Source organism: Luteibacter sp. HAY1-4A (genome assembly GCF_056755355.1).
This window is the reverse complement of sequence record NZ_JBNDHZ010000008.1, coordinates 75,827-102,361: the sequence shown is the minus strand read 5'-3', so window position 1 is coordinate 102,361 and position 26,535 is coordinate 75,827. Positions and strand designations below refer to the sequence as shown.

27 protein-coding genes are annotated in these 26,535 nt (G+C 67.5%); 20 read left to right on the top strand and 7 right to left on the bottom strand.

What is annotated here, in order from left to right:
* The first annotated feature begins 80 nt into the window (after positions 1-80).
* The 12 genes from frr to ACPYOD_RS04230 all read left to right on the top strand — a co-directional run bounded on the left by frr (position 81) and on the right by ACPYOD_RS04230 (position 12,398).
* Positions 81-638, top strand: a complete 558-nt coding sequence (gene frr / locus ACPYOD_RS04285; RefSeq protein WP_481300490.1) for a ribosome recycling factor — start codon at positions 81-83, stop codon at positions 636-638.
* Between the two features lie 21 nt (positions 639-659).
* A complete protein-coding gene (gene uppS, locus ACPYOD_RS04280) occupies positions 660-1,394 on the top strand; it encodes a polyprenyl diphosphate synthase (RefSeq protein WP_481300489.1) in 735 nt (244 codons plus the stop codon).
* 12 nt (positions 1,395-1,406) lie between these two features.
* Positions 1,407-2,225 (top strand): phosphatidate cytidylyltransferase, encoded by an 819-nt coding sequence (locus ACPYOD_RS04275; protein ID WP_481300488.1) that lies wholly within the window; start codon positions 1,407-1,409, stop codon positions 2,223-2,225.
* Positions 2,226-2,227: 2 nt separating this feature from the next.
* Positions 2,228-3,412: a 1-deoxy-D-xylulose-5-phosphate reductoisomerase gene (locus ACPYOD_RS04270; RefSeq protein ID WP_481300487.1), complete on the top strand. Its 1,185-nt coding sequence runs from the start codon at positions 2,228-2,230 to the stop codon at positions 3,410-3,412.
* 45 nt (positions 3,413-3,457) lie between these two features.
* On the top strand, positions 3,458-4,801 hold the full coding sequence (gene rseP / locus ACPYOD_RS04265) for an RIP metalloprotease RseP (RefSeq protein WP_481300486.1): 1,344 nt from the start codon (positions 3,458-3,460) through the stop codon (positions 4,799-4,801).
* A 150-nt stretch (positions 4,802-4,951) separates the two neighbouring features.
* Positions 4,952-7,375: an outer membrane protein assembly factor BamA gene (gene bamA / locus ACPYOD_RS04260; protein ID WP_481300485.1), complete on the top strand. Its 2,424-nt coding sequence runs from the start codon at positions 4,952-4,954 to the stop codon at positions 7,373-7,375.
* Between the two features lie 156 nt (positions 7,376-7,531).
* Positions 7,532-8,560: a UDP-3-O-(3-hydroxymyristoyl)glucosamine N-acyltransferase gene (lpxD, locus tag ACPYOD_RS04255; protein WP_481300484.1), complete on the top strand. Its 1,029-nt coding sequence runs from the start codon at positions 7,532-7,534 to the stop codon at positions 8,558-8,560.
* A 5-nt stretch (positions 8,561-8,565) separates the two neighbouring features.
* On the top strand, positions 8,566-9,030 hold the full coding sequence (gene fabZ / locus ACPYOD_RS04250) for a 3-hydroxyacyl-ACP dehydratase FabZ (RefSeq protein ID WP_481300494.1): 465 nt from the start codon (positions 8,566-8,568) through the stop codon (positions 9,028-9,030).
* Positions 9,027-9,800 (top strand): acyl-ACP--UDP-N-acetylglucosamine O-acyltransferase, encoded by a 774-nt coding sequence (lpxA, locus tag ACPYOD_RS04245; protein WP_481300483.1) that lies wholly within the window; start codon positions 9,027-9,029, stop codon positions 9,798-9,800. Before fabZ ends, lpxA begins: the two co-directional genes overlap by 4 nt.
* A 90-nt stretch (positions 9,801-9,890) precedes the next feature.
* Positions 9,891-11,099: a lipid-A-disaccharide synthase gene (gene lpxB, locus ACPYOD_RS04240; protein WP_481300482.1), complete on the top strand. Its 1,209-nt coding sequence runs from the start codon at positions 9,891-9,893 to the stop codon at positions 11,097-11,099.
* A gap of 132 nt (positions 11,100-11,231) precedes the next feature.
* Entirely contained in the window at positions 11,232-11,924 is a 693-nt protein-coding gene (gene rnhB / locus ACPYOD_RS04235) for a ribonuclease HII (protein WP_481300481.1), read from the top strand.
* A gap of 108 nt (positions 11,925-12,032) precedes the next feature.
* A complete protein-coding gene (locus tag ACPYOD_RS04230) occupies positions 12,033-12,398 on the top strand; it encodes a hypothetical protein (RefSeq protein WP_481300480.1) in 366 nt (121 codons plus the stop codon).
* Between the two features lie 49 nt (positions 12,399-12,447).
* Here the strand turns inward: ACPYOD_RS04230 and ACPYOD_RS04225 are convergent, their stop codons facing one another.
* The 5 genes from ACPYOD_RS04225 to moaA are packed head-to-tail and all read right to left on the bottom strand — an operon-like array spanning position 12,448 to position 16,312.
* Positions 12,448-13,638 (bottom strand): molybdopterin molybdotransferase MoeA, encoded by a 1,191-nt coding sequence (locus ACPYOD_RS04225; protein WP_481300479.1) that lies wholly within the window; start codon positions 13,636-13,638, stop codon positions 12,448-12,450.
* The gene (gene moaCB / locus ACPYOD_RS04220; protein ID WP_481300478.1) at positions 13,638-14,576 is read right to left on the bottom strand and encodes a bifunctional molybdenum cofactor biosynthesis protein MoaC/MoaB; all 939 of its coding nucleotides are present in this window, start codon (positions 14,574-14,576) and stop codon (positions 13,638-13,640) included. The genes ACPYOD_RS04225 and moaCB overlap by 1 nt, the downstream gene beginning before the upstream one ends.
* Positions 14,573-15,058, bottom strand: coding sequence for a molybdenum cofactor biosynthesis protein MoaE (locus tag ACPYOD_RS04215; protein ID WP_481300477.1), 486 nt, complete (start codon positions 15,056-15,058; stop codon positions 14,573-14,575). The genes moaCB and ACPYOD_RS04215 overlap by 4 nt, the downstream gene beginning before the upstream one ends.
* A gap of 2 nt (positions 15,059-15,060) precedes the next feature.
* On the bottom strand, positions 15,061-15,312 hold the full coding sequence (locus tag ACPYOD_RS04210) for a MoaD/ThiS family protein (RefSeq protein ID WP_481300476.1): 252 nt from the start codon (positions 15,310-15,312) through the stop codon (positions 15,061-15,063).
* A gap of 25 nt (positions 15,313-15,337) precedes the next feature.
* On the bottom strand, positions 15,338-16,312 hold the full coding sequence (gene moaA / locus ACPYOD_RS04205; protein WP_481300475.1) for a GTP 3',8-cyclase MoaA: 975 nt from the start codon (positions 16,310-16,312) through the stop codon (positions 15,338-15,340).
* Positions 16,313-16,399: 87 nt separating this feature from the next.
* Here moaA and ACPYOD_RS04200 point away from each other — a divergent pair, with 87 nt between their 5' ends.
* From ACPYOD_RS04200 to ACPYOD_RS04165, 8 genes are all read left to right on the top strand, one after another.
* Positions 16,400-17,377, top strand: a complete 978-nt coding sequence (locus tag ACPYOD_RS04200) for an XdhC family protein (protein WP_481300474.1) — start codon at positions 16,400-16,402, stop codon at positions 17,375-17,377.
* Positions 17,374-17,982, top strand: coding sequence for a nucleotidyltransferase family protein (locus ACPYOD_RS04195; protein ID WP_481300473.1), 609 nt, complete (start codon positions 17,374-17,376; stop codon positions 17,980-17,982). Before ACPYOD_RS04200 ends, ACPYOD_RS04195 begins: the two co-directional genes overlap by 4 nt.
* A gap of 101 nt (positions 17,983-18,083) precedes the next feature.
* Positions 18,084-18,911, top strand: coding sequence for a cytochrome b/b6 domain-containing protein (locus tag ACPYOD_RS04190; RefSeq protein WP_481300472.1), 828 nt, complete (start codon positions 18,084-18,086; stop codon positions 18,909-18,911).
* Positions 18,904-19,659, top strand: a complete 756-nt coding sequence (locus tag ACPYOD_RS04185) for a molybdopterin-binding protein (RefSeq protein WP_481300471.1) — start codon at positions 18,904-18,906, stop codon at positions 19,657-19,659. The genes ACPYOD_RS04190 and ACPYOD_RS04185 overlap by 8 nt, the downstream gene beginning before the upstream one ends.
* A 167-nt stretch (positions 19,660-19,826) precedes the next feature.
* Positions 19,827-20,219, top strand: coding sequence for an HU family DNA-binding protein (locus ACPYOD_RS04180; RefSeq protein ID WP_413625629.1), 393 nt, complete (start codon positions 19,827-19,829; stop codon positions 20,217-20,219).
* Positions 20,220-21,144: 925 nt separating this feature from the next.
* Positions 21,145-21,531, top strand: coding sequence for a BlaI/MecI/CopY family transcriptional regulator (locus ACPYOD_RS04175; protein WP_481300470.1), 387 nt, complete (start codon positions 21,145-21,147; stop codon positions 21,529-21,531).
* A 1-nt stretch (position 21,532) separates the two neighbouring features.
* Positions 21,533-23,347, top strand: a complete 1,815-nt coding sequence (locus ACPYOD_RS04170; protein ID WP_481300469.1) for a M56 family metallopeptidase — start codon at positions 21,533-21,535, stop codon at positions 23,345-23,347.
* An 87-nt stretch (positions 23,348-23,434) separates the two neighbouring features.
* Positions 23,435-24,100: an HAD-IA family hydrolase gene (locus tag ACPYOD_RS04165; RefSeq protein ID WP_481300468.1), complete on the top strand. Its 666-nt coding sequence runs from the start codon at positions 23,435-23,437 to the stop codon at positions 24,098-24,100.
* A 16-nt stretch (positions 24,101-24,116) separates the two neighbouring features.
* Here ACPYOD_RS04165 and ACPYOD_RS04160 read toward each other — a convergent pair whose 3' ends face one another.
* Together ACPYOD_RS04160 and ACPYOD_RS04155 are read right to left on the bottom strand one after the other, a co-directional pair.
* Positions 24,117-25,463 (bottom strand): sulfite reductase subunit alpha, encoded by a 1,347-nt coding sequence (locus ACPYOD_RS04160; protein WP_481300467.1) that lies wholly within the window; start codon positions 25,461-25,463, stop codon positions 24,117-24,119.
* Positions 25,460-26,500 carry an FAD:protein FMN transferase gene (locus ACPYOD_RS04155; protein ID WP_481300466.1) on the bottom strand — a complete coding sequence of 347 codons (1,041 nt, stop codon included), beginning with the start codon at positions 26,498-26,500 and terminating at the stop codon, positions 25,460-25,462. Before ACPYOD_RS04155 ends, ACPYOD_RS04160 begins: the two co-directional genes overlap by 4 nt.
* Positions 26,501-26,535 lie beyond the last annotated feature (35 nt).

The window sequence follows — 26,535 nt, the reverse complement described above, 5'->3', positions numbered from 1 at the left end:
AGATGTGTATAAGAGACAGGCACGGCCCTCGCCGGCCGCGCTGCTATACTCGCGTGCTACCCGTTCCACCGGACAAACCCATGATCAACGACATCAAGAAAGATGCTGAGACCCGCATGGGCAAGAGCATCGACTCGCTCAAGCACGACCTGAAGACCATCCGCACCGGTCGCGCGAATCCGTCGATCCTCGAGAACATCAAGGTGCCCTACTACGGCACCGACACCCCGCTCTCCCAGGTGGCCAACGTCACCACGCCGGACGCGCGCTCCCTCTCGGTGAAGCCGTTCGACAAGAGCATGGTCGGCCCGATCGAAAAGGCCATCATGGCATCGGACCTCGGTATCACCCCGACCACGATGGGCATGGACATCCGCCTGAACTTCCCGCCCCCGACCGAGGAGCGCCGCAAGGAGCTCGCCAAGAGCGTGGCGAAGGAAGGCGAGCAGGCGAAGATCGCCATCCGCAACGTGCGCCGCGACGCCATCCAGCACGTGGACAAGCTGCTGAAGGACAAGACAATCACGGAAGACGACAAGAAGCGCGCCGACGACGACATCCAGAAGCTGACCGACAAGTACGTCAAGGAAGTGGACGACGTGGTCAAGGACAAGGAAAAGGAGCTGATGGCGCTCTGAGGCGCCATCGGTCCGGCACCCATGGCAGCGAAGCCCGTCGACCGGGTTCCCCGCCACATCGCCATCGTCATGGATGGGAACGGCCGCTGGGCGAAGCAGCGCCTGCGTCCGCGTCCGTTCGGTCACCACGCCGGCCAGAAGGCGGTGCGGGAAGCGGTGGAGTTCTGCCTGCGCAAAGGTGTCGCCTCGCTCACGCTGTTCGCGTTCTCCAGTGAGAACTGGCAACGCCCCGCCACCGAGGTGTCGGCGCTCATGGAGCTTTTCCTGAAGGCGCTGGACAAGGAAGTGGACGAACTGCACGGCAACGGTGTGCGCATCCGCTTCATCGGCAATCTCGACGCCTTCGCGCCGGAACTGCGCAACCGCATGCTCGGCGCCATGGAACGCACGGCCGGAAACACCGCGCTCAACATGAACGTGGCGGTGAACTATGGCGGGCGCTGGGACATCGCCCAGGCGGCGCGTCTCGCCGCCGAAGCCGTCGCGCGGGGCGAGTTCGCCGCCGCCGACATCGACGAACAACGCCTGCACGGATACACCTGCCTGGCCGACCAGCCTCCGCTCGACCTCTTCATCCGTACGGGCGGCGAGCGCCGGGTGAGCAACTTCCTGCTCTGGCAGATCGCCTATGCCGAGCTCTATTTCACCGACACCCTGTGGCCGGACGTCGACCATGCATGCCTCGCCGAGGCGCTGGACGATTACGCTCGCCGCGAGCGCCGTTACGGGCGCACGGGCGAACAGGTCACGGGCTGACGCCGGAATCCCATGCTGAAGCAACGCATCACCACCGCCGCGATCCTCATTCCGCTGGTCCTGGCGCTCATCCTGCTGCCACCCACGACCTTCTTCGCGTCGCTGGTCGCCATCGTCTTCGTCGGCGCCGCGTGGGAATGGAGCCTGCTGTCGGGCTGCCGCACCCAGGCCGGCCGCGGCATCGTCGCCGCGGCGGCCGCCGCCATCTTCGTCGCGCTGATCGCCGTGCGCACGCCTGGCCTTCTCCTCATGCTGACCCTGATCGGCGTCGCATGGTGGATCGGCTGCTGCTTCTGGCTCCGCCATTTCACCTTCGCGGCCGCGCCGAATGCCGAGAACCGCATGCTCAAGCTCGGCGTGGGTGCGTTGGTGATCGTGCCCTCGTTCGCTTCGGCCATCCTGCTGCACGCAAGCAGCCGCGGGAACTGGTGGACGCTGCTGGCCCTCGTGATCGTATGGGCCGCCGACACCGGCGCGTATTTCAGCGGCCGGCATTTCGGGCGGCGCAAGCTCGCGCCGCGCATCAGCCCGGGGAAGACCTGGGCGGGCGTTTATGGCGCCATTGTCGCTGGCGGGTTCGTCGCCGTGCTCGGCGGTTTCCTGATCGGCGTGCGTGACGGCGGCCAGCTCGTCGGACTGCTGCTGCTCGGTGTGGTCACCGTCGGCATCGCCGTGGTGGGCGACCTCTTCGAGAGCCTGATGAAGCGCCACGCCACCGTGAAGGACTCGGGCAACCTGTTCCCGGGCCATGGCGGCCTGCTCGACCGCCTGGACAGCGTCTTCGCGGCCTTGCCGGTGTTCGCCGCCGGCAAGCTCCTGCTGGGTCTTTGACCATGACCGTGCGCCAGGTCGCCGTGCTCGGTGCCACCGGGTCCATCGGCGGCAGCACGCTCGACGTGGTCGCGCGCCACCCCGATCGCTTCCGTGCCAGCGTGCTCGCGGCGAATCGCGACACCGAGGGCCTGGCCGCGCTCTGCGCGCGCTTCCGGCCCGACCTCGCCATCGTCGCCGACCCCGCGATGGAAGCGGACCTTTCCCGGCGCCTCGCCGCGGCAGGAGTGCGCTGCGATGTCGCCAGCGGCGCCGACGCCGTGACCACGGCAGCCGCCGGGCCGCTCTGCGACACGGTGGTGGCCGCCATCGTCGGCGCGGCCGGTCTCGATTCCACCCTCGCCGCGGCCCGCGCCGGAAAGCGCCTGCTGCTGGCGAACAAGGAATCCATCGTGATGGCGGGCGCCTTGTTGCTCGAAGCCCTGCGCCAGGGCGGCGGCGATCTCATCCCCGTGGATTCCGAACACAACGCCATCTTCCAGTGCCTGCCGGGCGGCCGGCCGGACCTCGGCCGCGCGGGAGTGCGGCGGATCATCCTCACCGCGTCGGGCGGCCCGTTCCGCGGGCGCACCCGGGCCGAACTCGGCCGGATCACCCCGGACGAGGCCTGCGCCCATCCGAAATGGTCGATGGGGCGGAAGATCTCGGTGGACTCGGCCACGCTGATGAACAAGGGCCTGGAGGTCATCGAGGCCCACCACCTGTTCGCGGCGCCGGTCGACGCCATCGAAGTCGTGGTGCACCCGCAAAGCCTGGTGCATTCGCTGGTCGACTACGTCGACGGCTCGGTGCTGGCCCAGCTCGGCAACCCGGACATGCGCACGGCCATCGCCTGCGCCCTCGCCTGGCCCGAACGGATCGAGGCCGGCGTAGCCCCGCTGGACCTGGCCGCGCACGCGCGGCTCGATTTCGAAAATCCGGATACCGACACCTTCCGCTGCCTCGCCCTGGCCTTCGCGGCCCTGCGCGAGGGCGGCGACGCCACCGCCATCCTCAACGCCGCCAACGAGGTAGCCGTCGAGGCTTTCCTGGCCGGCTCCCTCCCCTTCCTCGGTATCGCCGAGGTCGTCGAACGCGTTCTCGCGGAACTGCCGGCCCAACCCGTGGTCGATGTCCAGACCCTCGTCGCCCGCGACGACGAGGCGCGCCGGGCCGCCAGGGGCGTGCTCCACCGCGCTTACTGCTAAACTCGCTCCACCCAAACGTTTTTCCACCGAGACCCACCCTCCCCGATGAGCCCCGTACTAGGTTCCGTGTTCTGGCTACTGGTCACGCTTGGCGTGCTGGTGACCTTCCATGAATTCGGCCATTACTGGGTCGCGCGCCGCTGTGGCGTGCGGGTGCTGCGTTTTTCGGTGGGCTTCGGCCGTCCGCTGTGGCGCCGCGTGGCGAAGGACGGCACGGAATACCAGATCGCCGCCATTCCGCTCGGCGGCTACGTCAAGATGCTCGACGCCCGCGAGGGCGACGTTCCCGCCGCCGAGCGCGGCCAGGAATTCACCGGCAAGTCCGTGTGGAAGCGTATCGCCATCGTGGCGGCGGGCCCCGCGTTCAATCTCCTCTTCACCATCGCCGCGTTCTGGGCGATGTATATGATCGGCAAGCCCGACGTGGCGCCCATCGTCACCGCGCACCAGGGCACGGTGGCGGCCGCGGCCGGCATCCGTCCGGGCGACCGTCTCGTCGCCATGAACGGCGATCCGGTCAACAACTGGAGCGACGCCACCGAGGTCCTCGCCAACGGCCTGCTCGGCAGCGAGCCGTTGCCGGTCAGGGTGCAGGGCACCGACGGCGCGCAGCGCGATGTCGTGCTGCCGCTCCAGCGCCTGGAAGGCGGCGGCGACATCGGCAAGCGCTTCACCCAGCTGGGCATGAGCCTGCAGGCGCCGCCGGTCGTGGGCGAGGTGGTCAAGGGCGACCCGGCCTCCCTCGCGGGCATCCGCGCCGGCGACCGCATCCTCAGCGTCAACGGCAAGCCCGTTTCGGATTTCGACGACTTCACCAGGCTCGTTCCGGAACAGGCCGCCATTTCCCCGAAGCTCGCAGTCGCCGTGCAGCGCGACGGCCAGACGAAAACCTTCGAGGTCACCGCGCGCATGAAGTCGGAGCAGGGCCAGCCGGTCCGCTGGCTCATCGGCGTGGCCCGCCAGCCCCTGGAAGAGGCCACCCTGCGCTACGGCCCCGCGCGTGCCTTCAGCGAGTCGCTGCGCGCCACCTGGACCGGCACGACTTCCACCTTCAACCTGATCGGCAAGATGCTTTCGGGTGAGGCGTCCACCAAGAACCTGTCCGGCGTCATCGGCATCGCCCAGGTGGCAAACGACTCGGCGAATCGCGGCCTGGGATGGTTCCTCAACTTCCTCGCGCTGGTGTCGCTCAGCCTGGCCATCCTGAACCTCCTGCCGATCCCGGTCTTGGACGGTGGACACCTGCTGTATTACCTTATCGAGTTGATCAAGGGCAGCCCGGTCAGCGAACGCACCATGATCGCTGGCCAGTACGTGGGGATCGTCCTGCTGTTCACTTTGATGGGGCTGGCGTTCTTCAACGACATCCAACGAATGCTTGTCTCGTGAGCCACCAGCTCGCGACGCAACCGTATCACCCAGGCTCCTGGCGCTCCCGCGCCCTGCGCCGAACGACGCAAGGCAAGAGTCTTGCGCGTGCTCCTCTTCGGTCGCCGGCCTCGTCCGCTGTCGACTGGAATTAACCCAACGGAATCGACGATGAAGCGTATCGCCGCCCTGATCCTGCTTGCCTCCCTGTCCGCCAATGCGCTTGCTGCCTTCGAGCCGTTCGTCGTTTCCGACATCCGTATCGATGGCCTGACGCGTATCGCGCAGGGCACGGTGCTGAGCTACCTGCCGATCGAAAAGGGTGAAACCCTTAGCGACGACAAGGCGCAGGCTGCCATTCGCGCCCTTTACCAGACCAAGTTCTTCAGCGACGTGGAACTCGACCGCCAGGGTGACATCCTGGTCATCAAGGTCATCGAGCGACCCGCCATCGCCAAGCTCACGCTGCGCGGCAACAAGGACATCAAGGAAGATGACCTCCGCAAAGGCCTGAAGGAGATCGGCCTGGCCGAAGGCGAAACCTTCGACCGCCTCTCGCTGGACCGCGTGCAGCAGGAACTCATCCGCCAGTACTACAACCGCGGCAAGTACAACGTCTCGGTCGACCCGCACGTGACGAAGCTCGACCGCAATCGCGTGGCGATCGACATCGAGATCCGCGAAGGCAAGGCGGCGAAGATCAAGGAGATCAACGTCATCGGCAACAAGGCCTTCAGCGACAAGGACATTCGCGACGGCTTCGAGTCGAACACCACGAACTGGCTGTCCTGGTATTCCAAGGACGACCAGTATTCGCGCGAGAAGCTCTCCGGCGACCTGGAGAAGCTCAGCAACTACTACATGAACCGCGGCTACGCCGACTTCGGCATCGACTCCACCCAGGTGGCGATCAGCCCGGACAAGCGCGCGATGTACGTCGACGCCAGCGTGAAGGAAGGCGAGGTCTATACCGTCTCCGACGTGAAGCTCCTCGGCGAGCTCATCCTGCCGGAAGAGACCCTGCGCAAGCTGGTCTTCATCCATAAGGGCGACACCTTCAACCGCGGCGCCATCGAAGCCAGCACCGACGCCATCAAGGGCATCCTCGCGAACATCGGCTACGCCTTCGCGAAGGTCACGCCGATTCCGAAGCTCGACAAGGACAAGCGCACCGCCGACCTCACGCTCTTCATCGAGCCGGGCAAGCGCGTCTATGTGCGCCGCGTTGTCTTCCAGGGCAACACCCGCACGGAAGACGAAGTGCTCCGCCGCGAAATGCGCCAGCTCGAAGGCGCGTGGTACTCGCAGGGCGCCATCGATCGTTCGAAGACCCGCCTGCAGCGCCTCGGTTACTTCAAGACCGTGGACATCGACAAGGCGCTGGTTCCCGGCACCGTCGACCAGGTGGACCTCACCGCCAAGGTGGAAGAACAGTCCGCCGGCTCGCTGATGTTCGGCGTGGGCTACTCGCAGTACTCGGGCATCATTCTGTCGGCCTCGGTGTCGCAGAACAACTTCCTCGGTACCGGCGACCGCTTCTCCATCGCCGCGGAAACCAGCACGTACTACAAGCGCGTCAACGCCAGCTACACCAACCCGTACCTCACCGATTCGAACATCTCGATCGGCTACAACCTCGGGTACAGCAAGCTCGACTACGGCGACACCGACCTCGCCAACTACACCTACAGCACCAAGTCGTTCGAAACCACGGTGTCGATCCCGATCACCGACTTCGACAACGTGTCGACGAGCCTCGGCGTCAGCTCGAACCTGATCAACACCTCGTTCTACACGCCACAGGAACTGGTGGCTTACCAGAACGCGCTGGGCAACAAGACGATCCATTCGTGGACGTCCAGCCTCGGTTACTCGCACGACACGCGTAACAGCTACTGGGCGCCCACCCGCGGCGGCCAGCTCACCGCGTCCGTTTCGGGCGCGCTGCCGGGTTCCACCGTGCAGTTCTACAAGCTGTTCGGCGAAGCCAACCATTACTGGCCCATCGGCAAGGGCTTCGTGCTCTACCTCGACGGCCAGATCGGCTACGGCAAGACCTACGGGCAGACCTACGACAACGACGGCTACCTGATCAACGCCGACGGCACTCGCGGCGCGCAGATCTACAAGAAGGGCGACAAGATCGACTTCCCCTTCTGGGAGAACTACTACGCGGGCGGCGTGCGCGACGTGCGCGGCTTCCAGGACAATACCCTGGGTCCGCGCCTCTGCGACGGCCTCTCCACCACGCGCGAGCCGGATGCCAAGGGTCGCTGCTCCGGCGGTGCCTACACCTACGGGCAGCCGGTCGGTGGCGCGTTCAAGGTGTTGGGTACCGCGCAGGTCTTCCTGCCGCTGCCCTTCCTGAAGGACGTGAACACTGCCCGCGTGTCCTGGTTCGTCGACGTCGGCAACGTCTACAAGAACTACGCCGCCTTCGACGCCAGCGAACTGCGCGCCTCCACGGGCCTCTCGCTGCAGTGGCAGGCGCCGATCGGCCCGCTGATCATCAACTTCGCCGTGCCGTTCCGTAAGAAGGACGCCGACAGCCGCTTCGTCGAGCGCATCCAGTTCACCTTCGGCAACACGTTCTAAACAGACGAGACATGTGGGAGCCGGCTTGCCGGCGATCCCGCGGCAGCGGGCAAGCTTGTCGCAAGCGGCCATCGCCGCTAAAGCGGCTCCCACACGAAGACCCTGTAGAATTACGGGGGTGGCCAACCAGCCACCCCTTTCTTTTGGGAGCTTTCCGTGAGCGGAATTCCGCAATTCACCCTTGCCGAGCTGGCAGAGCGCTTCGGGCTGGAAGCGCACGGCGACCCGTCCACCACCGTGGACGGTGTCGGTACGCTGGCCACCGCCACGCCGAACCAGTTCACCTTCCTCTCCAATCCGAAGTACACCTCGCAACTGGCCGATTCGCAGGCCGGCATCGTCGTGCTCAACGCCGACGCCTTGCCGCTGCGCAACGGCGCCGCGCTGGTCGCCAAGGATCCCTACGTCGCCTACGCGAAGATCGCCGCGCTGTTCGAGCGCCACGCCGATGCGCCGCACGGCATCCACGTGAGCGCCGTGGTGGCCCCCTCCGCGCGCGTCCACCCCACGGCCAGCGTGGGCCCCTGTTGCGTCGTCGAAGACGGCGCGGTGATCGAGGAAGGCGTGGTCCTCGGCCCGCATTGCACCATCGGTCCGGGATGCGTGGTCGGCGCGGACTCCCGCCTGGTGGCGCGCGTGACGCTGGTGATCCGCGTCACCCTCGGAAAGCGCGTGCTGGTCCATCCCGGCGCCGTCATCGGCGCCGACGGTTTCGGCATCGCCTTCGACCGCGACCGCTGGGTAAAGCTGCCGCAGCTCGGCGGCGTGCGCATCGGCGACGACTGCGAAATCGGCGCGAACACCACCATCGACCGCGGCGCGCTGGAAGACACCGTGCTGGAAGAAGACGTCCGCCTCGACAACCAGATCCAGATCGCCCACAACGTCCATATCGGCGCGCATACCGCCATGGCCGGCTGTTCCGCCGTGGCCGGCAGCGCGAAAATCGGCCGCTACTGCCTCATCGGCGGTAACGCGGGCATCCTCGGACACCTCGAACTGGCCGACCGGGTTACCATCACGGCGAAAAGCCTCGTGACCGCCTCGATCAGGGAACCCGGCGAATATTCCTCGGGGTCCCCGCTGCAGGAAAACCGCCTGTGGCGGCGCAACGCGGCGCGCATGAAACATCTCGACGAGTACGCGCGCCGCCTTGCGGCGCTGGAAAAGGACAAAGGGCAATGACCGAAATGAAAGCTGCCGTGACGCTCCCCGTGAACGTGGAGGAGATCCAGCGGCTCCTGCCGCACCGCTACCCGTTCCTGCTGGTGGACCGGGTGATTTCGATCGATCCCGGCAAGACGATCACGGCGATCAAGAACGTCAGCATCAACGAGCCCTTCTTCCAGGGTCATTTTCCCGGCCATCCCGTCATGCCCGGCGTGCTCATCGTCGAGGCCATGGCCCAGACGGCGGGCCTGCTCACGCAGATCACCAGCCAGGTGGACGGCCAGTCCGGCAGCCCGTTGTTCTACCTCGTGAAGGTGGATAACGCGCGCTTCTCCGCCGTCGTGGCGCCCGGCGACCAGCTGGTGATGGAGGTATCGCTGAAGCGCCTCATCCGCGGCATGGGCCTGTTCGAGGCCAAGGCCTCGGTGGATGGCAAAGTGGTGGCCTGCTGCGAACTGATGTGCGCCGCAAGGAGCGACAAATGATCCACGCCACCGCGCAGATCGATCCGTCCGCGCGCATCGCGGACAACGTCAGCATCGGTGCCTACAGCGTCATCGGCGCCGACGTGGTCATCGGCGAGGGCACCACGATCGGCCCGCACGTGGTGATCGAAGGTCCCACCACCATCGGCCGCGACAACCGCATCTCCCAGTTCGCCTCCATCGGAGGGCCGCCGCAGGACAAGAAGTTCAAGGGCGAGCGCACCGAACTGGTCATCGGCGACCGCAACCTCATCCGCGAATTCGTCACCATCAACCGCGGCACCGGCGACGGTGGCGGCATCACCCGCATCGGCGATGACAACTGGCTGCTGGCCTACGTGCACGTAGCACACGACTGCCAGATCGGAAACAACGTGGTGTTCTCCAATTACTCGGCGCTGGCCGGGCATGCGGAGATCGGCGACTGGACGATCCTCTCGGGCTTCTCCGGCGTGCACCAGTTCTGCAAGGTGGGCGCCCACGCCTTCATCGGCATGGGCTGCCTCGTCGGCTCCGACGTGCCGCCATTCGTGATGATGGCCAACGAAACCCGCGGCCGTCCGCGCGGCATCAACAGCGAAGGCCTGAAGCGTCGCGGCTTCGACACCGCCCGCATCGCCGCCATCAAGCGCGCCTACCGCACGCTGTACATGGCCGGGCTTCCGCTGGCGGAAGCGCGCGAGCAACTGGTGGCGCAGGCCGAAGGCAGTGAAGACGTGCGCCAGATGCTCGAGTTCCTCGACCGCAGCGAGCGGGCGCTCGCGAGGTAACGATCGCCGGCGCTACCATGGCGCCGACGATCCGTCGCCCCTGCGCAGGCAGGGGCCCAGCGCCTTAGCCGGCTGGGGAATCCCATCACCATGCAGCAGACCCGACCTTCCACCGACGCCCCCCTGATTGCCCTGATCGCGGGCGAGGACTCCGGCGACCAGTTGGGCGCCGATCTCATCAATGCCCTGCGCCACCGCTATCCGCGAGCACGCTTCGTGGGCATCGGCGGGCATCGCATGGTCGAGCGCGGATTCGAATCCTGGTACGACATCCGCGAACTCTCGGTCATGGGCTTCGCCGAGGTGGTGAAGCACCTCCCGCGCCTGCTTCGCCTGCGCCGGGAGTTACTGGCGAAGCTGTTTGCCGAGCGCCCGGCGCTTACCGTCGGCATCGACGCACCTGATTTCAACCTCGCCGTGGAGCGCAAGCTGCGGGAAGGCGGGCTCACGACGGCGCATTATGTAAGTCCCTCCGTTTGGGCTTGGCGCGAGAATCGCGCTGCGAAAATCGGCCGATCGGCCGCGCGCGTGCTCTGCCTGTTTCCCATGGAGCCGCCGATCTATGCCAAGCATGGCGTGGACGCCCGCTTCGTGGGTCATCCCCTCGCCGACCGCTTCCCCATGGTGTCCGGGCGCGACGCCCCACGCGAAGCACTTGGCCTGCCGCACGACGCGCCGGTGCTCGCGGTGCTGCCCGGCAGCCGGCCCAGCGAGATCGAGCGCACCGGCGCCATCTTCATCGAGGCGGCGAAGCGCGTGGCCGGGGCCATGCCAGGGCTGCGCATCGTCGTGCCCGCGGCGAACGAGCGGGTGCACGCGCGCCTCGCCGCGCTGCTCCAGGATTTCCCGGGCGTGCCGCCTCTGCTCATCGATGGGCACGCACACGAGGCCATGCTGGCTGCCGACGCCGTACTGCTGGCGTCAGGCACGGCCACGCTCGAAGCGATGCTCGCCAAGCGGCCGATGGTGGTGGGCTACCGCGTGTCGCCAACCAGCTACCGCATCGCCAAGGCCCTGCGCATGCTGAAGACCGACGTCTACAGCCTGCCCAACATCCTCGCCCGTGCCTGCGGCCTCGGCCGGGAGCGCCTGGTGCCGGAGTTCATGCAGGACGACTGCACTCCCGAGAACCTCGCGCGCGCCACGCTGGAGCTTCTGGCGGACAGCGAACGCCGCGGCGCCATCGTCGCCGCGTTCGAATACCTGCACCAGGAACTCCGTGGCGGCCTCGAAGGCCGCGCCGCCGACCATGCGGCCGACGCGCTGGCCGATCTCATCACGCCAAGCCATTCCTTGTAGGAGCCGCCATGGCGGCGAGGGGAACATGCGACAACGCTTCACCGCTCCGTTGGCTTCTCGCCGCCATGGCGGCTCCTACAGCATCGGGTCGGGACTTGCCGCTGCCTTGCCTCGGACAGTACCCTCCCCGCCATGCCTCGCCGCCGTAACGTCACCTCCCAGCTTGCCCGCGACCTCGTTGTCGCCGGCGTGGACGAGGCCGGACGCGGCCCCCTGGCCGGGCCGGTGGTGGTCGCGGCGGTGATCCTCGACCCCACGCGCCCCATTCGCGGACTCGACGACTCGAAGCAGTTGCCCGAAGCGGTGCGTGAGAAGCTGTACGGCCGGATCGTCGAGCGCGCACTCGCCTACTGCGTGATCTTCGTGGAGCGCGAAGAGATCGACCGGATCAACATCTTCCAGGCGACCATGGTCGGTATGACCCGCGCCCTCCGGGGCCTGTCGCTGACGCCGCACATGGCCCTCGTGGACGGCAATCGCCTGCCGCGCACCCTTCCCTGCGAAGGCAGGGCGGTGATCGGCGGCGACGGCTCGGAGCCCGCCATCAGCGCGGCGTCCATCCTCGCCAAGGTCAGCCGTGACCGGCACATGACGGCCCTGGACAGCGTTCACCCCGGCTATGGCTTCGCCCGGCACAAGGGCTATGCGGTGCCCGAGCACCTCGAGGCCCTGGACCGGCTGGGCCCCTGCGAGGTGCACAGGCGCAGCTTCGCGCCCGTGAAGCGCTGGTTCGAGCCCGAGGCCGAACCGGCGCCGATGGACGATCTTTTTGCCGGATCCGTGGACGACGAACCGGCCCTCCTCGTTGCCGGGGTGGCGGCCTGACCTGGCCTTTTGGCCTAGCCTAAAGTCCTGCAGCACCCTGCCGATACGAAGGCTAACGCCCTCCTCCAAGGGTTGGCGTAGCCCTTTCCCTATCGACAGGTAACACCCATGAAGAAGCTCGTCATCGCCATCGCGCTGTTTGCTGCCGCTCCCTTGTCCGCCCAGGCCGCGTGCGCCGCCAAGGACTTCACCATCGACGGCTTCGCCGTGAAGCTCCAGCAGGGTGCGGGCCAGCCGCGCTTCAGCATGAAGGGCAACCTGGTGAACAAGTGCGCGGAAGCAGCCGCCGCGCAGATCCGCATCGACGCGAAGGACGCTTCCGGCAAGGTCGTTGCCAGCAAGCAGGGCTGGCCGGCCGGCACGTCGAACATCGAACCGGGCAAGAGCGTCGACTTCGACCTCGGCCGCCTGTTCCGCTACTCCGCCGACATGCAGGACTACACGGTCGTCGTGTCGGACGTGAAGGCCTGGTAAGACCGGCCCCGGCGCGGGAGCCGCCTTCGCGTCTCCCGCGTCAGCCCGTTCAAATGGCGAGCCAGGGCACCTTCTCGCCCTGGACGAACGCCGTGTCCCGCGCGCGCAACCAGACCAGGGCATGCGCCGAGGCCAGGTTGCTCAGCATGTGCGACTCCTGGCGCGGCAACAGTTCCAGGGACGCTGCGCCGTCCGTCAGGTCCACGCGCATGCGCACCAGCCTGTCGCGTTGCGGGTCGGCCTCCACGGGCGCGGCAAGTACGCCACTGCGCCACGAGGGCTGTTCGCCTGTTTCACCTTCGAGTTGCGCCAAGACGGCGCGTGCATGCACCGCGAGGCAAACCAGCACCGCACCCGGATTGCCCGGCATACCGAGCAGCACCTTGCTGTCGCGCATGCCGAACCACAGAGGCTTGCCCGGCTTCTGCGCCACTTTCCAGAAGATTTCGCGTACCCCCAGGCGGTCCGCCACGAGCGGAACGAAGTCGCGGTCGCCCACGGACACGCCACCGCTGGTGACGACCAGATCGGCGCTGTCGAGCGCCGCGCTCATCGCCTCCTCCAGCGCCGCTTCGTCGTCGCGCACGTAAGCGACGACAGGTTCACCGTATCCGTTCTCCACGAACCAGGCGCGCAGCAGCGGCCCATTCGCGTCGTATACCTGACCCGGCTCCAGCGGCTCGCCGACACGCGCAATCTCGTCACCCGTGACCAGCACCGCGACCCGCGGACGGCGGTAGACCTCCACCGTGTCGATGCCCGCCATCGCGAACGCGGCGAGCAGCCCGGCCGTGATTCGTTTGCCCGGTTCCGCGAGGGTGGCTCCGGCGACCAGTTCCTCGCCTTCATAGCGAACCGCTTCACCCTTACGCACCGCTTCGCGCAGCAGAATGCCTTGACCGGTCCGCTCGACGATCTCCTGGCGAGCCACCGCATCGGCGCCAGCGGGAAGCAACCCACCGGTGAGGATGCGCACGGCCTGCCTCGCAGCGACCGTCACGTCCGCTGGTGCGCCGGCCGCGGACGTGCCGACCAGCGTGCGCGGTGACAGACCGTCCGCGGCCTGCACGGCGTAACCGTCCATGGCGCTCTGCGTGAAGCGCGGCAGCGAGATTCGCGCCTTGGGCGCCTCCGCGAGCACCGAACCCAGCGCCAGTTCCAGCGGCACGCTCTGTGTGGGAAGCGCACGAACCGTCGACCGATACCGCGACAGCGCATCCGCCAGGGGAAGAAGGGCCATCAGGGAGATTCCCCGTAACCGCCCGGATGCCTGCCTCCGGCGCGGCCGGTTTCCAGCAAATGGATCAGGCCCGGCAGCGTTGCCGCCAGGGACTCGCTCGCACCGCCCCGGCTTCCGGGGAAGGTAACGACGAGCGTGTCACGCGCATAGCCGGACACGCCGCGCGAAAGCATGGCGAACGGCATGCGTTTCTGGCCGAAGGCGCGAGCGGTTTCCATGATGCCGGGGATCTCTACGTCCAGGAGCGGACGTACGGTGTCCACGGTGATATCGCGCGGACCCAGCCCCGTGCCGCCCACGGTGATGACGAGCGAGACACCGCCCTCGACGAGCGATCCGAGGAGATTGCCCAGCACGACGGCATCGTCGGCGATCACGGCGTACTCCACCGGATCGAAACCGGCCTCGATAAGGGCATCGCGCACATACGCGCCCGCGGTGTCCGTCTTCGCGCCACTCGCGACCGTGTCGGACAGCACCACGACCGCGGCGCTGCGCGGCTGCGCCAGCGTGCGCCGGTAGTGCGACTTGCCGCCGGTCTTGCGTTCGAGGCGGCAATCCTCGATGTGCAGTTCGTCGGGCTCCGCATAGGGCTTCAGCATGTCGTAGAGCGTGAGCGCCGCCAGGCTGGCCGCCGTCAGTGCTTCCATCTCCACGCCGGTCGGCCCGATGGTCTGCACCTCGGCGATGACGCGGACGGAAGTGTCGCTTAGCTCGTAGTGCACGTCGGCCCGGTGGATCGGCAGCGGATGGCACAGCGGAATCAGTTCGTCGGTGCGTTTCGCAGCGAGGATACCCGCCACCCGCGCGGTCTTCAGCGGATCGCCTTTTTCCGTATCGCCGCTGCGCAGCAGGTCGATGCAGGCGGCGGGAGCATGAAGGGTGGCGGTGGCGCGTGCGACGCGCAGGGAATCCGGTTTCTGGCTGACGTCTTTCATCCGTGGCTCGTATGAGAATGGTGGCGATGCGCTGCCGGGGCGCCTTCATCCAGGTCGTCCCGGATACAACAGCCTTCCACGAAGGCGCTGCTGCCGTCCGTGTAGAACTCTTCCTTCCATATCGGCGCGCCATGTTTCACGGCGTCGACCGCGTAACGACAGGCCTCGAAGGCCTCCGCGCGATGCGGCGCACGCACGACGCACACAATGGCGATGTCGCCGATGGAAAGGTCGCCGAGGCGATGAACGATGCGCACATACGGTACGCCGTAGCGCTCGCGCGTGGTGTGCTCCACCTCGCGGATCACCTTCGCCGCCAGCGGCTCGTGCGCGGTGTACGTGAGATGGCGCACCGAGCGCCCCTCATGATGGTCGCGCACCGTACCGACGAACAGCGCGAGGCCGCCGCATTCCGGATGGGCGTCCAGTTCCAGCAACGGCTCGACGGCCACCGGTTCGTGGGAAAGAACGGCAGGGTTCATGCTCAGCCTCCCGCTACCGGCGGCAACAGCGCGATCCGCCCGTCGGCGGGCACGGCGTCGGCGCGGCGCACGATGGTGTCGCCCGATACGCAGGCGCAGCGTTCCAGCGAGCCTGCAAGTTCAGGGCGCGCGCGCGCGAGCAGCGCCAGCGCGTCGCCGATGGTGGCGACTTCGTCGGCGGCATCGACGCGGCATTCCTTCGTGCCGGCCAGCCGTTCGAGGTTGGCAAAGAGTTCGAAGACGATCGCTTTCATGGGCTTCCTGGCAAAGGGCGGCGATTCATCCGCCCATGGCATGCATGGTCAACGGGCGGTCCACCGGGCCGGGGCGCGATGCATAGCCGGCGTCTTTCAGCCACACGGCCTTGGCGATCTGCGCGGCGAGCGCCGCATCGTCGATGCCCTCCCGCATGCGCGCGCCAAGAGGCATGCCCACGGGCGAGAAGAGGCAGGTAAAGAGCTCGCCCGTCGCGGTAATGCGCAGCCGGTCGCAGGTGGAGCAGAACGGATTGGAGACGGTGGAGATGACGCCCAGCGCATAGTGACCGTCGACGAGGTACGGAGTCGCGGGGTCGTGACTGCGCGCCTGCGTGTCCACACGGTGCGTCCGACCGATGGCCTCGAGGATTTCGGCCTCGGACACCACAGCGTCGCGCTTCCAGTGGCCCGGCGCGTCGAGCGGCATGTATTCGATGTAGCGCAGCGGCAAGCCGCGCGCCATGGCCCATTCGAGCAACGGCACGATGTCCCGCTCGTTGTCGCCCCGGATTACCACGGCGTTGAGCTTGACCCTGGCCCCGGCGTCCGCCAGGGCGTCGATGCCGTCCAGCACGGGCGCGATCTCGCGGCGGGTCAGGCGGCGGAAGGTATCGGGGTCGACGGCGTCCAGGCTGACGTTGAAGTCGTCGATACCTGCCTCGACCAACTCGCGCGCCTTGGGGGCGATACGCGAGGCATTGGTGGTCATGGAGAGGCGTGACAGTCCGCGCTCGCGGAGGGCATCGATAGCGCGCACGCACTCGAGCAGGTCGGGGCGGAGCAGCGGTTCCCCACCGGTCAGGCGAATCTGGTCGATACCGTGGTCGACGAACAGCCCGGCCAGCCGCACGATCTCGTCGCGCTTCAGCAGGCTGGCACGCGGAAGCCAGTCCGGATGCTCCGGCATGCAATAGGTGCAACGGAAGTTGCAGCGGTCGGTAAGCGATATCCGCAGCTTGCGCTTGGTACGTCCGTGGCGGTCGATGAGTGGGGACATGGTCGCCTTAGGAGAGCACGTAGGGCGTGAGACGGGTGTTTCGGCCGTGTCACGCCCCTTCTGGCGCAATCGTGCCAGACTTCGGCCATGAGTGCCTTGGACACATCAACCACCGCCCCCTGGCCCGTCTGGCCCGACTACGCCCTCGTGGAAGACCTGCTGCCGTCGCTGCGGGAATTTGCGCACCGGGGGCGCGTGGCGTTGGCCACCCTGGTCAGCGTGCAAGGCCCCTCGCCGCGGCCGCTGGGCAGCGAGATGGCGATCGCGGCCGACGGCGCCGTCGCCGGTTATGTCTCTGGCGGATGCGTGGAAGCCGCCGTGGCCGCCGAAGCCTCGATGGCGCTGGCGGAACGCCGCCCTCGCCTGCTGGACTACGGGGTCGGCAGCGACGTGCTCGACATCCAACTCAGCTGCGGCGGACGCATCGGCATCTTCGTGCGCGAGCTTCGCGAAGCGACGTCGTACGTCCACGCCCTCGGCGTGGCACGCCGGGAGCGGCGCACCGTTACGGTGCTCTCGGAAGCCGCCACGGGGGACTGGGATATTCGCGACGGCGTCTGCTCCGTTAACGATGGCGCGTACGCCGTCGTCCATCGCCCGCCGCTGCGCCTGGTGGTGGCCGGCGGCGATCCGGTCACGCTGGCAGTGGCTCGCCTCGCGCCGCTCCTCGGCGTGGAAGTGGTACTGCTTCGACCACACGGCCCGGCTTCGCCTCCTGTCGGCGCCACGCTCGCCGGCTACGACGCCCGCTCGCTGCGGGTGGCGCTTGCCGATCTCGCCCTCGACGATCGCACGGCCGTCTATTCGCTCAGCCACGACGCCCATGTGGACCACGCCGTCGCCTCGCACGCGCTGGCGTCGCAGGCTTTTGCGGTGGGCGTGCTTGGCAGCCGGCACAAGATCGACGCGCGGATGCAGCGCCTGCGCGACGACGGCATCCCCGAACAGGCATTCGAGCGCCTGCGCCTGCCGGCAGGCCTGCCGATCGGCGCACAGACGCCGCACGGCATCGCCTTGTCGATCCTCGCCGAAGTCTGCCAGCGCGATCGTGCGCGCGAGGGATGAACACAAACCATGACGCGGTGATCCTCGCGGCCGGCGGCAGCCGCCGGCTCGGGCGCCCCAAGCAGTTGCTCGCCCGCCAGGGCGAAGCGCTGATCGCGCGGGTCGCCCGGATGGTGCTGGCCACGCGGCCGGAACGGACGATCGTGGTGGTGGGTGCGCATGGCAACGAAGTCACGTCCGCGCTGGGCACCCTGGACGTGCAGGTGCTGGTGAACGAACTCTGGACCACCGGCATGGCGTCGAGTTTGCGGCTTGCGGCCGGAGAACTGGCCGGCCGTGAGCGGCCGGCGCTCGTCACCGTGGTAGATCAGCCGGCACTCGAGGCGCACCACCTCCTTGCCTTGATCGATCTGCACGAAGACGACCGCGACACGGTCACCCGCTACGGCGACTCACTGGGCGTCCCGGTGGTTCTCCGCGCGTCGACCCTGTCGCGCGGGATGGAACTGGAAGGGGACGCCGGCTTCCGCCACCTCTGGCACGACCTGGCGCCGCGCAGCATCCGCGCCGACGAACTCGGCGCCGATCTGGACGACGAAGCCGACCTCCGCCGCGCCGTCGCGGCCGGATGGCTGGACGACCCAGCAGGGACCAGCCCGCTGTAGGAGCCGCCATGGCGGCGAGGCAATGTCCCGCGCCTGAGGGTGGGCTGCAAGAAATTGCCCGCTGGCACGGTCATACTCCAGGTCGCCCACCGGGAGTTCCCATGCCCAATACACGCCTCGTCTATCGGCACCGCTGGCCCGTGCGCGTGATGCACTGGATCAACGTGGTGTGCCTTTTTGTGCTGCTCGGCAGCGGCCTGCAGATCTTCAACGCGCACCCCTCGCTGTACTGGGGCCAGCGCTCCGATCCGGGCACCGCGGTGCTTTCGCTGCAAGGCGGCGTCGACGCGCAGGGGAACCCGCGCGGCACCACGCACATCGGCAGCCACGCGTTCGATACCACCGGTGTGCTCGGCGCCTCGAAGGTGAACGGGCAATGGCGGTCGCGCGGCTTCCCCGCCTGGGCCACCATCCCGGGTCCCGCCTGGCTTGCCATGGGCCGCCGCTGGCACTTCTTCTTCGCCTGGCTGTTCGTCGCCAACGGCATCGCCTACGTGGGCTGGTCGCTTTTCAGCCGGCACCTCGCACGAGACCTCGTGCCGACGCGAAACGACTGGCGCGGCATGGGCCGCTCGATCGTCGACCACCTGCGCTTCCGCCATCCGCAGGGTGACGAAGCGGCCCGCTACAACGTGCTGCAGCGCCTCGCCTACCTCGTCGCCATCTTCGTCTTCGGCGGCGGCATCGTGCTGATGGGCATCGCCATGTCGCCCCGCATGGACGCCGTGCTGCATTGGCTGGTCGACCTCGTCGGCGGACGCCAGTCGGCCCGGACCATCCACTTCATCATCGCCACCGCCTTCGTCGCTTTCGTGCTGGTGCACGTCTTCGAGGTGTTGGTCAGCGGCCCCCTCAACCAGTTGCGCGGCATGATTACCGGCTGGTATCGCATCCACGGCAATGACAAGGAGACGGCTCGCCATGACTGACCGCCGCCACTTCCTGCGCAACACCCTGCTGGCCCTCGGCGGCGCCGCGCTGTCTGGCTGCGACCGCATTTCCGAAAGCGAGAGCGGTACGAAGGTCCTCGAATCCGCGGAAGCCGTCACGCGGCGGGTCCAGCGGTTCCTCTCGCCGTCGCGCGCGCTCGCGAAGGAATACGCGGAAGCGGACATCTCGCCCGTGTTCAAGCCCAACGGCACCACCATGCCGGACACATCGCTCTATCAGGCACTGCTGCGCGGCGGATTCGCCGACTACCGCCTGGAAGTGGACGGGCTCGTGGCACGGCCGGCGAGGCTGTCGATCGACGAACTCAAGGCGCTCGGCACGCGCACCCAGATCACCCGCCACGATTGCGTGGAAGGCTGGAGCGCCATCGGCAAATGGACGGGCACACCGCTTGCCGCCGTGCTCGATCGCGTGGGGCCGACGGACGCGGCCCGGTACGTCGTCTTCCATTGCTTCGACAACTACGACGAAGACACCCCGTACTACGAGAGCGTCGACCTCGACGAGGCCCGGCATCCGCAGACCCTCCTTGCCTACACCCTCAATGGCGAGCCCTTGCCCGTGGCCAACGGGGCGCCGCTGCGGTTGCGCGTGGAGCGTCAGCTTGGCTACAAGCATGCCAAGTACCTTCGCCGGATCGAACTGGTCGCCAGTTTCGCGGACATCGGCGAGGGGAACGGCGGGTACTGGGAAGACAACGGTTACGAGTGGTACGCGGGCATCTGAGCGGTTTTTCTGCATTGCGTCACGTGAACCCTGAAAAAAAGGGCTCATAAATGCGAAAAAACTTCGCGGACCCTATTTTCAGCGGACGAAAGCAACGCTAGAGTGAGTCGCCCGCTGGGCATCGGCCGGTAAGGCCGCCTCATTCGATCAAAGTGACAAGGATAACCATGGCCAAGACCACCAAATCGGCGGCGAAGAAGGCTGCCAAGGCTCCCGCCAAGGCAACGAAGGCGCCGGCCGCCCTCAAGCCCATCAAGGATCCGCTGTCGAAGTCCTCGCTCGTCTCGCACATCGTCGAGCAGAGCGGCGTGGACAGCAAGAGCGTGAAGGCCGTACTGGCCTCGCTCGAAGGCGCGATCTCCGCGTCGGTTCACAAGAAGGGCGCCGGCACGTTCACGCTGCCCGGCCTGCTCAAGATCACCTCGGTCGCCGTCGCGGCCAAGCCGAAGCGCAAGGGCAAGGACCCGTTCACGGGCGAAGAGCGCTGGTTCGCCGCCAAGCCCGCTTCGGTCAAGGTCAAGGTCCGTCCGCTGAAGAAGCTGAAGGACGCCGCCGCCTGATCCCTCGCGGTGGAGCATCCACCGCGATCAGGAGGTACCGAAAACCCCCGCCCGAAAGGCGGGGGTTTTTTGTTGGTTCTTCACGCATTACCGGGGACCAGGCCAGCCTTCGAGATGACGACATTGTCGATGGTTCGATCAGGCTTGTCGTGGCGTTCGCGCGACTTGGTATCGCCAGAGCGCTATACACCGATGCGTCTCGCGGGAGACCTTGCTGCCCACCCTCGCTGCTCAGACAGGTCCTCCGCGTTCGAAAAGGAAGGCCGCTTGCGCGGCCCGTGTGCCTGATTGGCCTTCGGCCGCTCTCTTGTGCGGAACTCGCCTCGAGGGTGGGCAGCAAGGTCTCTTCCGGACAGTGCGGTGGGGTGGTGGGAGAGCCGCCGGCGTGCGATGCGGTGGCCTGCACTGGCGGTGTGTGATGCGTGCGACGGTGCCCGGACAAGGAGGCGTCCGGCGTCACGAAAGGCCCAACCGGCTGACGAGGCTAGACGAGTCCCCGCGAGCCGCGGCTTCTGTCTCCGGCGGTGATGCTCTCCGGACACGCCGCCTCTGTCATGGAAAGAGTCTTCGGTGTCCACCCTCGAGGCGAGTTCCGCACAAGGGAGCGGCCGTAGGCCATTAGGTACACGGGCCGCGCAAGCGGCTCCTCCCTTTCGAACGCGGAGGACTGTCTGAGCAGCGAGGGTGGACACCGAAGGCTCTGGCCTCACCATCCGAGCCAACGGCGGCGCCAGCCGCTGGACACACGCATTCGCCTTGGCGAATGAACCGATATACCCAGGCAGCCTCCCGACTCCCGCGAAGGACCTTTTTGTTTCGGCGCATTTCGGGCCTCTCCTGCGAAGCTTCCATACCGTCGAACGACCCGCTTGACTACACCTGTCGTCAGGCGCATGCTGCCTACAAGTGTAGTCAGGAGGGTGGCATGAGCAAGAAGACGATCGGCGACCAGGAACTCGCGCTCCTGCAGTACATCGAGGAAGCGCCGAAGAGTTCCGTGGCGGAAGTGTGCGCGGGTTACGGCGAAGCGCGCGGTCTCGCGCGGTCCACCGTGCTCACCATGATGGAAAGGCTGCGTGCGAAGGGGTACCTCACCCGCCGCAGGACCGACGGCAGCTTCCGTTACAGCGCCACCAACGGTGCCGCCGAGGTCATGACCGGTGCGGTGGCCCGCTTCGTGGAGAAGACCCTGCAAGGGTCGGTATCGCCCTTCGTCGCCTGGATGTCCGAACGCGGACAGGTCAGCGACGAAGAGCTGGCCGAGCTCGAAGCGCTGGTCGGCACGCTCCAGTCACGGCGCAAGGGGCGCTGACATGGACGCCCTTTTCGACACCCTGCTCTCCCGCCTTGCGTATGCATCGGTGCAGGCGGTCCTCCTCGCCGCGCTCGTCTACGCCGCGTGCCGCCTGTTGCCGTCCCTGTCGGCCGCTGCGCGTACCGCGCTGTGGTGGCTGCTCGGCGCACAACTGGTGCTGGGGCTCGCCTGGCCCGCGCCCGTCGCGCTTCCGCTGCTGCCGGCACCGGCCGTACAGACGCACGTCACTACCGGCGCGTTCGACATCGCGACGGCCGACATGCCGGCCATCGCCGCGGCACATGAAGCGACGATGCCCTGGACGACGCTGGTGCTCGCCGCCTGGGTGCTGGCGATCCTGATCCAGCTGGTCGTGGCAGGCGTGCGGGCCCGCCGTCTCGCAGCCGTGGTGCGTCGTGCGATGCCGCACGACGACGTGCGCGTCGACACGCTGTGCGCACGGAGGGCACGCGAACTGGGGCTGCGCCGGTCGCCACGACTCGCGGTGTCCGCGGAGGTCGATTCGCCCCAGGTCATCGGCCTGTGGCGTCCCACGATCCTCCTGCCCCTTGAAGACCGGCTGGACGACGAGGAACTCGACATGGCGCTGATGCATGAACTCGCCCATGTGCGCCGGGGCGACCTCGTGCTCGGCTGGATACCCGTGCTGGCACGCACCTTGTTTTTCTTCCACCCCCTCGTCCACCTGGCCATGCGCGAGTACGCGCTATGCCGCGAAGCCGCCTGCGACGCCCTGGTGGTATCGCGGGGCCGCCAGGCACCACGGACGTATGGACGTCTGTTGCTGCGCCTCGGCGTGGCTCCCCACCCGCACCACGCCCTGCCCGGGGCGTCGCCCACCTTCCGGACACTGAAACGGAGAATCGACATGCTCGGACAAGCTACCAACGCGCCGCCGCGCGTGCTCACTGCCTGCCTCGTCGTGCTCGTCGCGGCCGTCGGCGTCACTCCCTGGCGCGTGGTCGCCGCGGACGGTGCGGACGAAGCGCCGGCGCAGGTTGCAGCGACCCCCGCTCCCCATCCCGAGCCCGCGACGGCCGCGGCTCCCGCAATGCCCGCAGCGGCGGCGAAGCCTGCCGCCCGGGCAGCGAATGCGGCGCCCGCGGCGGCACCAGCGCCGGCGATGGCCTCGCGACTCTCGCCTGCGCCGATGCCTTCGACGCCGACCACACCGACGACGCCGCACACGCCGTTAACGCCGCCCACGCCCCCCACACCGCTCACGCCGCCCGTACCGTCGCTGGCCGGCGGCCCGTCCGACCAGACCTTCATCTTCTTCAGCGATCACATCACGCGCATATCCAACGGCAGCGACGAAGACATCCAACGCGCCAGGGGCGAGCGCCAGGGACCCGGGGACTATGCGTGGTTCAGCAAGGGCGGGAAGGCGTGGGTACTGCGCGATCCGGCCTACGTCAAACGCATCCGCGCCGCCTATGAGCGCAGCCGGATCCCGGCGGAGGAAGCCAGCCAGAGCGCCGAGAAGCAGGCCGAGATCGATCTCCAGCAGGCCACGCTGAACGAGCAGATGGCGCGACTGTCCGCGAAGCAGGCCGAACTGGCTTCGCGGCAGTCCGACCCGAGCGGCTCCCGCGATCCCGCCGCGTATGCCGCGGGGAACGCCGCCATCGGACGTGAGCAGGCGGAAATCGCGAAAAAAATCGCCGAACTCGACAAGCGCCGCGCCGACATCGGCCAGGTTCACGTGGCACAGTCCCGGCGCGAAGCCGACGCCGACCGCAGGGCGAACGACGAGGTACGGGCGATCATGGACGAGGCGATACGCAACCACGCGGTGGAAAGCGCGCGCTGAGCGCTACGAACATTACAGATCGGCGGTAACCCGGTATCGTGGAGAGCTTCGCGCCCGCGCGGCGTACTTCACGATACCGGAGGCAGCATGCAACTCGAATCGGGCACGGTCGTCGAAGCGAAGGCCCTGCTCTTCGATATGGACGGAACGCTGGTCGATTCCCGAGTCGTCGTGGAAAAGATCTGGAAACGCTGGTGCGACGAGAACGGCGTCGATTGGCATTACGTCCTTCCCCGCCTGCACGGGGTACGCATGCTTGACTCGGTGAAGATGTTCGCCAAGCCAGGCATGGACATCGACGCCGAGTACGAACGCCTGTATCGCGAAGAGCTCGAAGACGTGGAGGGCATCGTGCCGATTCCCGGCGCGGTCGAACTCCTCGCCGCCCTCCCCGCCGGCGCATGGACCATCGTCACGTCCGCCGACACCCCGCTGGCCGAAGCACGGCTTCGCGCTGCGGGTATCGCGCCGCCGCCACGCATGGTCGCCGGCGAAATGGTAAGGAATGGCAAGCCGGACCCGGAGGGTTACCTGCTGGGCGCGGCACGCATGAGCGTGGCCGCCACCGACTGCGTGGTGTTCGAGGATGCGAAGGCCGGCATCGATGCGGGGCTCGCCGCCGGTGCACGTGTCGTCGCCATCGCAGGCGACCATTCGGGCGAAGTGCCGGCAAACGTAGAACGGATCCGCGACCTGACGGCGCTGCGCTTCGATGGGATGAGCGGCGGCAAGGTACGCCTGGCCGTCGTCTGACGGCGAACACGGCGGCTCAGTACACGTCGCGGCGGTAGCGCCCCGTGGCGGCGAGTTCGGTGACCGCCGTATCGCCCAGGGCTTCCCTGAGAGCCGCATCGACGCCGGGCGCCATGCCCTTGAGGCTGCCGCATACGTACACACTCGCGCCCTGTTCCACAAACCGCCGCACTTCCACGCCCACGGCACGCAGGCGGTCCTGCACATAAAGCGTGCCGCGGTTTTCGCGCGACCATACGAGATCGAGCCGTTCAATGATCCCGGCAGCGTGCCAACGCTCCAGTTCGTCCACGTGGAGCCGGTCGACGGCGGCGTGGCGTTCGCCGAACACGAGCCAGTTCCGATGGTGACCGCGAGCGATGCGTGACTTCAGCAAGGCGCGCAGCCCGGCGATGCCGGTGCCATTACCCACGAGCAGCAGCGGTCGCTCGTCCGTCGGTGCGTGGAAGCCGGCGTTGCGGCGCACGCGCAGGTCGACGAGGTCCCCCACCCGCGCACGTTCGGTCAGCCAGCCGGAGCCGAGGCCCAACTCGCCGTCCGCGCGGCGCATCTGCCTGACGACGAGGTGCAGCGCCCCGTCGTCAGGCAGCGACGCGATCGAATACTCGCGATGGGGCAGCACCGCGTCGTCGTCCCTGCCGCTGCGTGGTCCGATTTCAGCAATGTCGCCGGCCTCCCACGCAAGGTTCGCGGCGTCTTCGGGCACAAGTGCGAGGTGGTAGCAGGGCCCACCGGAGCTGCCGGGATTCAGGAGTTGCCGATCGACGAGCCGCCAGGGCTGGTAAGCCGGTCGTGACCAGTCGGTCATGCCCGGAAGACCGGCGAGTTGGGCGACATGATGCTGCCAATGGCGAAGACTGCCTTCGTCGCCGTTGTCCACGTCCACGCGATCGAACAGCGGCATCGCCCCGCTGCTGCGTAGCCAGCCATCGAGGCGTCGGCCGAAGCCGCAGAAGTCGTCGTATTCGCGGTCGCCCAGAGCGAGCACGCCATACGCGAGCCCATGCAAGGTGGCGGGCTCACGCATGAGCTTTCCGTCGAACGCCGTCGCAATGTCCGGAGCGTCGCCCTCTCCCGTCGTGCTGGCGACAAACAGCACGCGCGACGCCGCGGCAAGGCCACCCTGTCCGACCTGGTCGATGCCGCGCACGTCGACGGCGACGCCACCCGCGCGCAGCGCCTCCGCCGTACGATCCGCGAGTTCGGTGGCGAACCCCGTCTGCGAGGCATGCACGACGAGGATGCCGCCCGCCGCGTCGCCTTCCTTGCGCGCCCCACGACGCGCACATGCGACGGTAAAAGCCACCCATGCGAGCACGAGGCCGCCGGCGAGGGCGAGGCGCGGCAGCTCCGTGGCGATCACGGCGCGACCAGCGCGGCGAACGCCGGCGACATGCGCTCCACGAAACGGCCGTCGTCACCATGCAGGATGAACAGCGCCGCGATGCCATGCCGTTTTGCAAACGCCATGCCCTCCTCCGGCCCGAGCACGGTCAGGGTGGTGCCCAGCGGATCGGCATGCATGCAGTCGTTCGCGACGACGCTCACGGAAGCCACGCGGTGGGTGACGGGATAGCCTGTGCGCGGATCGATGTGGTGCGAGAAAAACCTCCCGCCGCTCTCGAAGAAGTGACGGTAGTCGCCCGAAGTGGCGACGGACTTGTCGTCCAGGGAAAGCACGCGGCCCACTTCATCGGGATCGTCGACGGCACCGGCGGCGGCACCGGGACGCTCTATGCCGACGTGCCAGGGCGATCCATCGGGCTTGCGGCCATGCGCCCGGAGTTCGCCGCCCACTTCCACGAGGTAGGCCTTTACGCCCGAGCGATCGAGGAAACGCGCCACCTGGTCGACACCGAAACCTTTCGCGACGGCCGAGAGATCGACGTAGACGCCGCCGGGTTGGAAAGCGCGGCGATGTGCTTCATCCAGCCGGATCTTCTGCCAGCCGACGCGTTTCCGCGCCGCTGTGATGGCGGCCGCATCAAGTGGGGCGTACGGATGGACAGGGTCGTGCGAAGACGGCTTGCCTGCGGAGACCTGGCCGGGGCCGAAACCCCAGAGGTTCACCAGCGGACCGACGGTCGGGTCGTATGCCCCGCCCGACTCTTTTGCCAGTTGCAGCGCGTAGCGCAGCACGGTGAACATTTCGGGAGGCAGCGCCTGCCACGTCCCTGCCGGTGCGCGATTGAAGCGGGTGAGGTCCGAATCGTCGTCGTAGGTGCTCATCTGCGCCACTACGCGATCGACCTCGGCCTGGATGCCGCGCTCGATCGAGCGCGCATTCGTGCCGTCGGGCAGCACGGCATTCACCGACCACGTCGTGCCCATCGTTTCGCCTTCGAAGCGGCGTACGTCGTTGGCGGTTGCCGCGCCGGCAAGGCACACGAGCAGCAGCACGAAGACTCCGTGTGCGAGCCGCTTCAGCGGCAACG

What these genes read in the sequence shown, in the direction of transcription:
- frr (WP_481300490.1), top strand. Translation starts at nt 81, where the DNA reads ATGATCAACGACATCAAGAAAGATGCTGAGACCCGCATGGGCAAGAGC.
- uppS (WP_481300489.1), top strand. Translation starts at nt 660, where the DNA reads ATGGCAGCGAAGCCCGTCGACCGGGTTCCCCGCCACATCGCCATCGTC.
- ACPYOD_RS04275 (WP_481300488.1), top strand. Translation starts at nt 1,407, where the DNA reads ATGCTGAAGCAACGCATCACCACCGCCGCGATCCTCATTCCGCTGGTC.
- ACPYOD_RS04270 (WP_481300487.1), top strand. Translation starts at nt 2,228, where the DNA reads ATGACCGTGCGCCAGGTCGCCGTGCTCGGTGCCACCGGGTCCATCGGC.
- rseP (WP_481300486.1), top strand. Translation starts at nt 3,458, where the DNA reads ATGAGCCCCGTACTAGGTTCCGTGTTCTGGCTACTGGTCACGCTTGGC.
- bamA (WP_481300485.1), top strand. Translation starts at nt 4,952, where the DNA reads ATGAAGCGTATCGCCGCCCTGATCCTGCTTGCCTCCCTGTCCGCCAAT.
- fabZ (WP_481300494.1), top strand. Translation starts at nt 8,566, where the DNA reads ATGAAAGCTGCCGTGACGCTCCCCGTGAACGTGGAGGAGATCCAGCGG.
- lpxA (WP_481300483.1), top strand. Translation starts at nt 9,027, where the DNA reads ATGATCCACGCCACCGCGCAGATCGATCCGTCCGCGCGCATCGCGGAC.
- lpxB (WP_481300482.1), top strand. Translation starts at nt 9,891, where the DNA reads ATGCAGCAGACCCGACCTTCCACCGACGCCCCCCTGATTGCCCTGATC.
- rnhB (WP_481300481.1), top strand. Translation starts at nt 11,232, where the DNA reads ATGCCTCGCCGCCGTAACGTCACCTCCCAGCTTGCCCGCGACCTCGTT.
- ACPYOD_RS04230 (WP_481300480.1), top strand. Translation starts at nt 12,033, where the DNA reads ATGAAGAAGCTCGTCATCGCCATCGCGCTGTTTGCTGCCGCTCCCTTG.
- ACPYOD_RS04225 (WP_481300479.1), bottom strand. Translation starts at nt 13,638, where the DNA reads ATGGCCCTTCTTCCCCTGGCGGATGCGCTGTCGCGGTATCGGTCGACG.
- moaCB (WP_481300478.1), bottom strand. Translation starts at nt 14,576, where the DNA reads ATGAAAGACGTCAGCCAGAAACCGGATTCCCTGCGCGTCGCACGCGCC.
- ACPYOD_RS04215 (WP_481300477.1), bottom strand. Translation starts at nt 15,058, where the DNA reads ATGAACCCTGCCGTTCTTTCCCACGAACCGGTGGCCGTCGAGCCGTTG.
- ACPYOD_RS04210 (WP_481300476.1), bottom strand. Translation starts at nt 15,312, where the DNA reads ATGAAAGCGATCGTCTTCGAACTCTTTGCCAACCTCGAACGGCTGGCC.
- moaA (WP_481300475.1), bottom strand. Translation starts at nt 16,312, where the DNA reads ATGTCCCCACTCATCGACCGCCACGGACGTACCAAGCGCAAGCTGCGG.
- ACPYOD_RS04200 (WP_481300474.1), top strand. Translation starts at nt 16,400, where the DNA reads ATGAGTGCCTTGGACACATCAACCACCGCCCCCTGGCCCGTCTGGCCC.
- ACPYOD_RS04195 (WP_481300473.1), top strand. Translation starts at nt 17,374, where the DNA reads ATGAACACAAACCATGACGCGGTGATCCTCGCGGCCGGCGGCAGCCGC.
- ACPYOD_RS04190 (WP_481300472.1), top strand. Translation starts at nt 18,084, where the DNA reads ATGCCCAATACACGCCTCGTCTATCGGCACCGCTGGCCCGTGCGCGTG.
- ACPYOD_RS04185 (WP_481300471.1), top strand. Translation starts at nt 18,904, where the DNA reads ATGACTGACCGCCGCCACTTCCTGCGCAACACCCTGCTGGCCCTCGGC.
- ACPYOD_RS04180 (WP_413625629.1), top strand. Translation starts at nt 19,827, where the DNA reads ATGGCCAAGACCACCAAATCGGCGGCGAAGAAGGCTGCCAAGGCTCCC.
- ACPYOD_RS04175 (WP_481300470.1), top strand. Translation starts at nt 21,145, where the DNA reads ATGAGCAAGAAGACGATCGGCGACCAGGAACTCGCGCTCCTGCAGTAC.
- ACPYOD_RS04170 (WP_481300469.1), top strand. Translation starts at nt 21,533, where the DNA reads ATGGACGCCCTTTTCGACACCCTGCTCTCCCGCCTTGCGTATGCATCG.
- ACPYOD_RS04165 (WP_481300468.1), top strand. Translation starts at nt 23,435, where the DNA reads ATGCAACTCGAATCGGGCACGGTCGTCGAAGCGAAGGCCCTGCTCTTC.